Genomic DNA, 8,429 nt, shown 5'->3' with positions numbered 1-8,429 from the left:
AACTCGGCACCGAGGAACAGCCCTACTGCCTGGTCATCGGCGGCGGCCAGGGCGGCATCATGCTGGGGGCGCGCCTGCGCCAGCTCGGCGTGCCCACCATCGTCATCGAGAAGAATGCGCGGCCGGGCGATTCCTGGCGCAACCGCTACCGCACGCTCGTGCTGCACGACCCGGTCTGGTACGACCATCTGCCCTACATTCCCTTCCCCGAAAACTGGCCGGTGTTCACGCCCAAGGACAAGATGGGCGACTGGCTGGAAATGTACACGCGCGTCATGGAACTCAACTATTGGGTCGCCACGAAATGCCTGAGCGCGTCCTATGATGAGGCCGAAAAAGTCTGGGCCGTGGTGGTCGACCGCGTCGGCCGCCAGATCACGCTGAAGCCGAAGCACATCGTCTTCGCCACCGGCGCCTACGGTCCGCCACGGCGGATCGATCTGCCGGGCGCCGACCGGTTCAAGGGCGAGTTGCTGCACTCCAGCCAGTATGCCAGCGGCGACAAATTCCGCGGCAGACGAGTCGCGGTCATCGGCGCGGCAAGCTCCGGCCACGATGTCTGCGTCGACCTCTGGGAAAGCGGCGCCGAGGTCACAATGATCCAGCGTTCGCCGACCACGGTGGTCAAATCGGACACGCTGATGGAAGTCGGCTTCGAGATCTTCTCGGAAGACGCACTGGCACGCGGCATCACCACCGAGAAGGCCGACATGATCGTCGCCTCGACGCCGTTCGCGCTGGTGCCCAAGGGCCAGCGGGCGCTTTACGAGGTGATCAAGGCGCGCGACGCGGCCTTTTACGACCGCTTGCGCGCCGCCGGCTTCGCCATCGATTTCGGCGACGACGAGACCGGCCTTCTGATGAAGGCCTACCGCACCGGCTCCGGCTACTATATCGATGTCGGCGCTTCCGACCTGATTATTGACGGCAAGATCGGCATCCGCAGCGGCGTCGCCATCAAGTCGCTGACCCCGAGCGGCATCCTGTTCGACGACGGCAGTGAACTCGCCGCCGACGCCATCATCGCCTGCACCGGCTATCAGTCGATGAACGAGACGGTGGCTTCGATCGTCTCGCGCGAAGTCGCCGACAAGGTCGGCCCCTGCTGGGGGCTTGGCTCGGGCGTCAAGGGCGACCCCGGACCCTGGCAAGGCGAGCTGCGCAACATGTGGAAGCCGACCGCGCAGGAAGCGCTGTGGTTCCACGGCGGCAATCTGGCGCTGTCGCGCTTCTATTCGAAATATGTGGCGCTGCAGATCAAGGCGCGGATGGAGGGCATTGAGACGCCGGTTTATGGGAAGCCGAGCAATTCAGGCGCTGCTGATCTCCCCCCTCGAGGGGGAGATGTCGACGAAGGCGACAGAGGGGGTCGCCGCGCGTAGAGCGCCAGCCTCCATCTGCCGCAAGGAGGTCGCATCCAGTCGAACCGACCCCCTCTGGCCTGCCGGCCATCTCCCCCTCAAGGGGGGAGATCGCTAATCGTGCCGATGCCCGAAATGCCTCGCCGCAACCTCAACATGCGTATGCGACGCCTGCGCCACGAAACGCTCGGTCTCGTTGTGATCAGCCGCCTCGTTCGGCCACCAGGTGCCGCCAATAACGATGCCATCCGACACCAGCCTCTGGTCGGCGACCAATGACGCGCCGACCGCGTCGACGAAGGTGAAGCGGCCCGGGCGCTGCCGGAGCACAGCGACATCGCCGACAGTGCCCACCGCCAGCGTGCCGAGATCAGGCCGCGCGATCGCCCGCGCCGGCGCTTGCGTGGCGGCGCGCAGGACCTCGACCAGCGGCATGCCGAGCGCCAGCAGCTTCGACATGCAGACCAGTATGTCGAAGGCCGGCCCGTCGACGCAGTAGAGATGCACGTCGCTCGAGATCACGTCCGGCGCCAGTCCTTCCTCGAGCATGGCACGGGCAACGGCGAAATCGAACGAGCCCATGCCGTGGCCGATGTCGAAGATGACGCCGCGCTCGCGCGCCAGCTGCATGTCCGGCCGCACCGCGCCGGAAGCAAATACCGGCGCATTGGGAAACGGCCGGAAGCAGTGGGTGAGAATGTCGCCCCTGCGCAGCCGCGGCAGCACTTCCGAGCGGCCGGGCGGCGGCTCGTCTATATGCGCCATCAGCGGCAGGCCGGCCTGGTCGGCGGCCTCCAGCGCCAGATCCACCGGCGCGATGCCGCTGGTGCCGCCGGCATGCTTGCCGGAGCGGACTTTTACGCCGACCACGACATCGCGGTGCTCGCGCGCGGCTGTGCCGTGGGCTTATTGGCCGGCGGTGGTGCTGATCAGCATCGTCGGCACGCTGGTGACGGACAGCCTCGTCGACAGTTTCGGCGTGCGCCTGCAGACGGCAACCATCGCCTTCTCGGTCGCGCTCGCCGCGACATTCGCGGTCTGGTACGCCAGCGAAAGGACGCTGTCGATCCACACCATCTTCACCATCAGGCGCGAGATCTTCTACTGGCTGGCGATCCTCTTGACCTTCGCGCTCGGCACCGCTGCCGGCGACCTCGTCGCCGAAAGCTTCGACATCGGCTACCTCACGACGGGGCTGCTGTTCGGCGGCGTCATCGCGCTGATAGCACTCGCCTACTGGCTACTCGATTTGAATGACATCCTGGCCTTCTGGCTCGCCTATATCCTGACGCGGCCGCTTGGCGCCTCCTTCGGCGACCTGCTGTCGCGATCGGCCAGGCACGGCGGCCTGGGTCTCGGCACCATCTTCACCAGCCTGCTCTTCCTTGGCTGTATCTTTGCGCTTGTCCTGCACATGACCCTGAAGGAGGCAACCGACGAGGCCGATGAACTGTTGCTGGACCTGGACTGAAGCCTTGGCCTCGTCATCCGCGCGCGGAGCAAGGAGCGTAGCGACGCAGCGCGGACCCGACGATGACGAAGTTGGGAGAAGCCGCTCCGAATGCCTGCGCCTTCGTGACATCCTAGGAACAAGCCCATGCCGGTGATAGCCTCTCCATCTCGGCAACGGACCGGACCTTTCATGCGACTGCTTCTCGTCGAGGACGACCACAGGACGGCCGACTATATCGTCAGGGGACTGACCGAGGCCGGCCATGTCTGCGACCTGCTTCGCAACGGACATGACGCGCTGTTCGCGGCGACCCGGGGCAATTACGACGTGATCGTCGCCGACCGGATGATCCCCGGCCTCGACGGCCTGTCGATGATCAAGGCGGTGCGCGCCGCGGGCGTACGGACGCCCGCGATCTTTCTCACCTCCGTCGGCGGCATCGACGATCGCGTCGAGGGGCTGGAGGCCGGCGGCGACGACTATCTGGTCAAGCCCTTCGCCTTTTCCGAACTTCTCGCCCGCATCAACGCGCTTGGCCGGCGGCCGGCGGCGCAGGAGCAGAAAACCGTCCTGCGGGTCGCCGATCTCGAAATGGACCTGATCATGCGGCGGGTCACGAGGCAGGGCCAGCCGATCGACCTGCAGCCGCGGGAATTCAGCCTGCTGGAAGTGCTGATGCGCGGCGAAGGCCGCGTCATCACCCGCACCATGCTTCTGGAGCGCGTCTGGGATTTTCATTTCGATCCCAGGACCAGCGTCGTCGAGACCCATATCAGCCGGCTGCGGGCCAAGGTCGACAAGCCCTTCGAAACCCAGCTCATCCACACCGTCCGCAACACCGGCTACAGCCTGCACGCGCCATCATGACCGGAACATGGTCCCGCCTGCTGCGCAGCACGCCGTTCCGGCTGGCCCTGACCTTCGCCTTCCTGTTCGTGCTGGCCTTCGTCCTGTCTGGCGCCATCGTCTACCAGATGATGAGCGCCGATCTTGCCGAGCGGCTCGACGACACCATCAAGGAGACTTACGCGGTCGTCGCCGCGACCTATGCCGAGAACGATCTCAAGGAGCTGGTTGAGACCGTCGGCAGCCACTCCCTGCGCAGCCTCAAAAAGGAGCAGCTGTTTTCGCTGACCGACGCGACGGGCAATCGCCTGGCCGGCAACTTCACCGCGGCAGGGCTTCCCGACGGCTTCTCGATGTTCGACACCGAAATGCCCGGCGTGCCGCCCGGCGCCGAGTACCGCGCCTATTCCGGCCCGGTCGGCGGCAACACCCTGACCGTCGCCTTCAGCCTTTCCGAGACGGAGGAGCTGGAGAGGATCGTGCTGATGAGCTTTGGCTGGGGAACCCTGATCATCACCGGGCTGGCGGTCGCCGGCGGCGCCCTGCTGGCCTCGCGGGTCCAGCGCCGTCTCGACGGCATCGCCGCCACCATGGTGGATGTCTCGCATGGACGGCTGGACACCCGCATTCCGCTGACCGGCAAGGGCGACGACATCGACATCGTCTCCAGCCAGGTCAATGCCGCGCTCGACCGCCTGTCGGCACTGGTCGAAGGCATGAAACAGGTCAGCGCCAACATCGCCCACGACCTGAAGACGCCGCTCAACCGGCTGCAGATGATCCTCGACACCGCGTCCGAAAAGAACCTGTCAGGTCAAAAGGTCGCCCGCGAACTGGCCGAGGCGCATGCCGAAAGCCTGCAGATCAACGAGACCTTCGATGCGCTGCTGCGCATCGCGCAGATCGAAGCCGGCGCCCGCCGGGCGCGGTTCACCGATGTCGATCTGGGCGAGGTGCTGCAGACCATCGCCGAAATCTATGCCGATGTTGCCGAGGACGACGGAAAGTCGCTGTCGTTGGCGCAACCACCGGAAACGACGGACCGGATCCATGGCGATCGCGAGCTGCTGACGCAGATGTTCGCCAATCTGGTCGAGAACGCGCTGCGCCATTGTCCATCGGGCACGACGATAAAGCTGTCGGCGGCGCGCCAGGACGAACGCGTCGTTGCCGGCGTCGCCGACAACGGTCCCGGCATTCCCGCCGACGAACATGAAAAAGTGTTTCAGCGGCTTTATCGGCTGGACCATAGCCGGTCGACATCGGGCAGCGGGCTGGGTCTCAGCCTTGTGCGAGCGATTGCCGATCTGCATGGCGCATCGATCACGCTGGGCGATGGGCAGCCCGGGCTTGCGGTGGCGGTGAGTTTTCCGCTGGCGATGGATTAGAGGCCGATCTCCCCCCTCGAGGGGGGAGACCAGCAGCTTCACCGATCAATCCGCGTCGACAGGATGATCGACGACAGGGTCCGCTCGACCCCATCCATGGCGCCGATCTGGTCGAGCAGCATGTCGAGGTCGCGGATCGATGGTGCGTCGACGATGACGATCATGTCGAAATTGCCGCTGACCGAATGCAGCGTCCGGACCGTCGTCAGGGCGCGCAGGCCGCGCACCACCTTGTCGGCGAGCTTGGGCGTCACGGTGAGCAGTACATGCGCCCGCACCAGCCCCTGCTCATAGTCCGGCGCCAGTCGCACACCATAGCCTGATATGATGCCGCGCTGCTCCAGCCGTTCGATCCGGCTCTGCACGGTCGTCCGCGAGACGCCGAGCCGCCGCGCCAGCTCGGCGGTCGAGGCGCGCGCGTTCTCGCGCAGCAGGGAAAGCAGGGCCTGTTCGGCGTCACTGAGCATTTGGACGAATCCTGTCGGCAGATTGCGTAATCAGAGTTTCGTTTTGAACAATTCCACGCTTCCTTTCGACGGGCAAGCTGCGAATCTGGACTCACAATCAGTGAGGGATCGGTCATGAAGAAAATTGTTGTTGTCGGTGCCGGCAAGATCGGCTCGACCATTGCCGAGATGCTCGCCGCCACGGGGGATTATCAGGTCACGCTCGTCGACCGCTCGGCAGCACAGCTCGCTGCTGCCGAAGTGCCGACCACGGTTGCGACGCTTGAGCTCGACATCGAAGCATCCGGTACGCTTGAAGCCGCACTCGCCGGCAAATTCGCGGTGCTCAGCGCCGCTCCCTTCCATCTGACCACCCGCATCGCCGAAGCGGCGGCCTGTGCCGGCGTGCACTATCTCGACCTGACTGAGGATGTCGTCTCGACCCGCCGCGTCAAGGAACTGGCGGTTTCGGCCAGAAACGCCTTCATTCCGCAATGCGGCCTGGCGCCGGGCTTCATCTCGATCGTCGCCAACGATCTCGCCAGCCATTTCGATTCGCTGGAGAGCGTGCGCATGCGCGTCGGCGCTTTGCCGCAATATCCCTCCAATGCGCTGAACTACAATCTGACCTGGAGCACCGACGGCGTCATCAACGAATATTGCGAGCCCTGCGAGGCGATCGTCGAAGGCGAGCTGGTCGAGGTGCCGCCACTGGAAGAGCGCGAGGAGTTCTCGCTCGACGGCGTCACCTACGAAGCGTTCAACACCTCCGGCGGCCTTGGCACGCTGGCCGAGACGCTGAAGGGCAGAGTGCGCACGCTGAACTACCGCACCATCCGCTATCCCGGCCACGCCGCGATCATGAAGGCGCTGCTCAACGATCTCGGCCTGCGCCACCGCCGTGACGTGCTGAAAGACATTTTCGAGAGCGCCCTGCCGGCGACGCTGCAGGACGTGGTCATCGTCTTCGTCACCGTCTCCGGCCGCAAGAACGGCCGCCTGCTGCAGGAGACCTACGCCAACAAGATCTACTCCAGGCGCATCGGCGATCAGGTGCGCAGCGCCATCCAGATCACCACCGCCTCCGGCATCTGCGCCGTGCTCGACATGCTCGCCGACGGCAGCCTGCCGGCCACGGGCTTCATCAAGCAGGAAGACATCGCGCTCGACGCGTTTCTGGCCAACCGCTTCGGCCGCGCCTATGCGCAGCATGAGATGGTGAGCCGGCTGGCGGGGTGATCAGCGTCTCTCTCTTGTGAGAGGCTGGCGGGACAGTGCCCCCCTCTGCCCTGCCGGGCATCTCCCCCTCTAGGGGGGAGATCGGCTGTCATCTTAGATTTCGCCAATTTTCAAAGTCTTGGAAGAGGCGGGTTGCCCGAAACTGCTGATCTCCCCCCTTGAGGGGGAGATGTCCGGCAGGACAGAGGGGGGCGAGTGTCCCGCCAGCATCACCGCCTTTGCACTATCACGAATCAAACATGCAGCGCGTGCCCCAGCGCCTTGAGCGCCGCTTCCTGGAATCCCTCGCCTTGCGTCGGATGGGCATGGATGGTGCCGGCAATGTCCTCCAGCCTGGCGCCCATCTCCAGCGCCAGGCCAAAAGCCGCCGCCAGTTCCGAGACGCCCTGCCCGACCGCCTGGATGCCGAGCACCAGATGATTGTCGGCCCGCGCCACGACACGGACAAAACCGTCCTCGCCGAGCTTGGTCATCGCCCGGCCGTTGGCAGCGAACGGGAACATGCCGATCTTGATCTCGCCGCCGAGCGCCTTGGCCTCTTCCGGCGACAGGCCTGCCGTCACAAGTTCCGGATCGGTGAAGCAGACGGCGGGTATCGAGCGCTTGTCCCAGTTGCGCTTGTGACCGGCGGCGATCTCGGCGACCATCTCGCCCTGGGCCATCGCCCGGTGCGCCAGCATCGGCTCGCCGGTGACGTCGCCGATGGCGAAGATGCCGCGCATGGAGGTGCGGCACTGGTCGTCGATGCGGATGAATTTGCCTGCCCTGTCGAGGTCGATCTGCTCGAGCCCCCAGCCTTCGGTCACCGGCTTGCGGCCGACCGTGACCAGGATTTTTTCGGCGGCGACCTTGGCGCTTTTGCCATCCGAGGTCTCGACCAGCAGCGCGTCACCCTTGGTTGAAAGCCCCTTGGCCTTGGCGCCCAGCATCACGTCGACGCCGAGCGTGGCGAGCCGCTTGACCACCGGCCGGGTCAGCTCCGCGTCATATTGCGCCAGCACCCGCGGCAAGGCCTCGACCACGGTCACTTTGGCGCCCATTTTGGCGAAGGCCATGCCGAGTTCCAGCCCGATATAGCCGCCACCGACGACCGCGAGTTTTTGTGGAACCGCGCCGAGTGCCAGTGCCTCGGTTGACGAAATCACCGGACCGCCAAAGGGCAGGAACGGCAGTTCGACCGGCGCCGAGCCGGTGGCGATGACGATCGCCTCGGCGCGGATGACTTGGCTTCCTGTCTCGGTTTCGACCTCCACAGTCTTGCCGTCGCGAAAGCTCGCCCAGCCATGCACGGTCTTGACTCCTGCCTTCTTGAGCAGGCCGGCGACGCCGCTGTTGAGCCGGCTCACGATGCCGTCCTTCCAGGCGATCGTCTTCGCCAGGTCGAGCGTCGGTGCGGTGAGCGAGATGCCGAGCGGGCTCTTGCCGCCTTCCATGTGCGACACCTTCTCGAACTCCTCCGCCGCGTGGATCAGCGCCTTGGACGGGATGCAGCCGACATTGAGGCAGGTGCCGCCCGGTTTGCCGGCTTCGACGATCACCGTGTCGACGCCGAGCTGTCCAGCACGGATAGCGCAGACGTAACCACCGGGACCGGCGCCGATGACCAGCAGCTTGCAGGAGATTTCTTTCATGTTGGCTGCTTCCTTTCGGCCGCCGGGCGCCCTGTCCTTCTCCCCTTGTGGGAGAAGGTGGATCG

7 protein-coding genes and 1 pseudogene are annotated in these 8,429 nt (G+C 65.2%); 5 read left to right on the top strand and 3 right to left on the bottom strand.

The features are described from left to right. On the top strand, positions 1 to 1,382 hold a 1,382-nt coding region (locus EOC06_RS27140), incomplete at its 5' end, for an NAD(P)/FAD-dependent oxidoreductase (RefSeq protein WP_245470110.1). Between the two features lie 93 nt (positions 1,383 to 1,475). Here the strand turns inward: EOC06_RS27140 and EOC06_RS27135 are convergent. Further along, positions 1,476 to 2,231 carry an amidohydrolase family protein gene (locus EOC06_RS27135; RefSeq protein ID WP_245470108.1) on the bottom strand — a complete coding sequence of 252 codons (756 nt, stop codon included), beginning with the start codon at positions 2,229 to 2,231 and terminating at the stop codon, positions 1,476 to 1,478. A 25-nt stretch (positions 2,232 to 2,256) separates the two neighbouring features. Here EOC06_RS27135 and EOC06_RS27130 point away from each other — a divergent pair. The 3 genes and pseudogenes from EOC06_RS27130 to EOC06_RS27120 all read left to right on the top strand — a co-directional run. Further along, positions 2,257 to 2,832, top strand: a pseudogene (locus tag EOC06_RS27130) (hypothetical protein); the annotation flags it as partial. A gap of 171 nt (positions 2,833 to 3,003) precedes the next feature. Continuing rightward, positions 3,004 to 3,681, top strand: a complete 678-nt coding sequence (locus tag EOC06_RS27125) for a winged helix-turn-helix domain-containing protein (RefSeq protein WP_128309232.1) — start codon at positions 3,004 to 3,006, stop codon at positions 3,679 to 3,681. After that, a complete protein-coding gene (locus EOC06_RS27120) occupies positions 3,678 to 5,048 on the top strand; it encodes a HAMP domain-containing sensor histidine kinase (RefSeq protein WP_128309231.1) in 1,371 nt (456 codons plus the stop codon). The genes EOC06_RS27125 and EOC06_RS27120 overlap by 4 nt, the downstream gene beginning before the upstream one ends. Positions 5,049 to 5,086: 38 nt before the next feature. Here EOC06_RS27120 and EOC06_RS27115 read toward each other — a convergent pair whose 3' ends face one another. Further along, entirely contained in the window at positions 5,087 to 5,515 is a 429-nt protein-coding gene (locus EOC06_RS27115) for an Lrp/AsnC family transcriptional regulator (RefSeq protein ID WP_127329250.1), read from the bottom strand. A gap of 114 nt (positions 5,516 to 5,629) precedes the next feature. On the opposite strand from EOC06_RS27115, the gene EOC06_RS27110 reads away from it, so the two are divergent. Beyond that, positions 5,630 to 6,733, top strand: coding sequence for a saccharopine dehydrogenase family protein (locus tag EOC06_RS27110; protein WP_128309230.1), 1,104 nt, complete (start codon positions 5,630 to 5,632; stop codon positions 6,731 to 6,733). Between the two features lie 233 nt (positions 6,734 to 6,966). On the opposite strand, the gene lpdA is transcribed toward EOC06_RS27110, so the two are convergent. Then, positions 6,967 to 8,364, bottom strand: a complete 1,398-nt coding sequence (gene lpdA, locus EOC06_RS27100) for a dihydrolipoyl dehydrogenase (RefSeq protein WP_128309229.1) — start codon at positions 8,362 to 8,364, stop codon at positions 6,967 to 6,969. Between the last annotated feature and the right edge of the window lie 65 nt (positions 8,365 to 8,429).

This window comes from Mesorhizobium sp. M7A.F.Ca.MR.362.00.0.0 (genome assembly GCF_004023175.1).
GTDB lineage: Bacteria > Pseudomonadota > Alphaproteobacteria > Rhizobiales > Rhizobiaceae > Mesorhizobium.
The sequence above is the reverse complement of the archived record's forward strand: the minus strand, read 5'-3'. Positions and strand labels throughout refer to the sequence as shown.

Coding starts and splice junctions, on each gene's coding strand:
- EOC06_RS27120 (WP_128309231.1), top strand. CDS start 3,678: ATGACCGGAACATGGTCCCGCCTGCTGCGCAGCACGCCGTTCCGGCTG.
- lpdA (WP_128309229.1), bottom strand. CDS start 8,364: ATGAAAGAAATCTCCTGCAAGCTGCTGGTCATCGGCGCCGGTCCCGGT.
- EOC06_RS27115 (WP_127329250.1), bottom strand. CDS start 5,515: ATGCTCAGTGACGCCGAACAGGCCCTGCTTTCCCTGCTGCGCGAGAAC.
- EOC06_RS27110 (WP_128309230.1), top strand. CDS start 5,630: ATGAAGAAAATTGTTGTTGTCGGTGCCGGCAAGATCGGCTCGACCATT.
- EOC06_RS27125 (WP_128309232.1), top strand. CDS start 3,004: ATGCGACTGCTTCTCGTCGAGGACGACCACAGGACGGCCGACTATATC.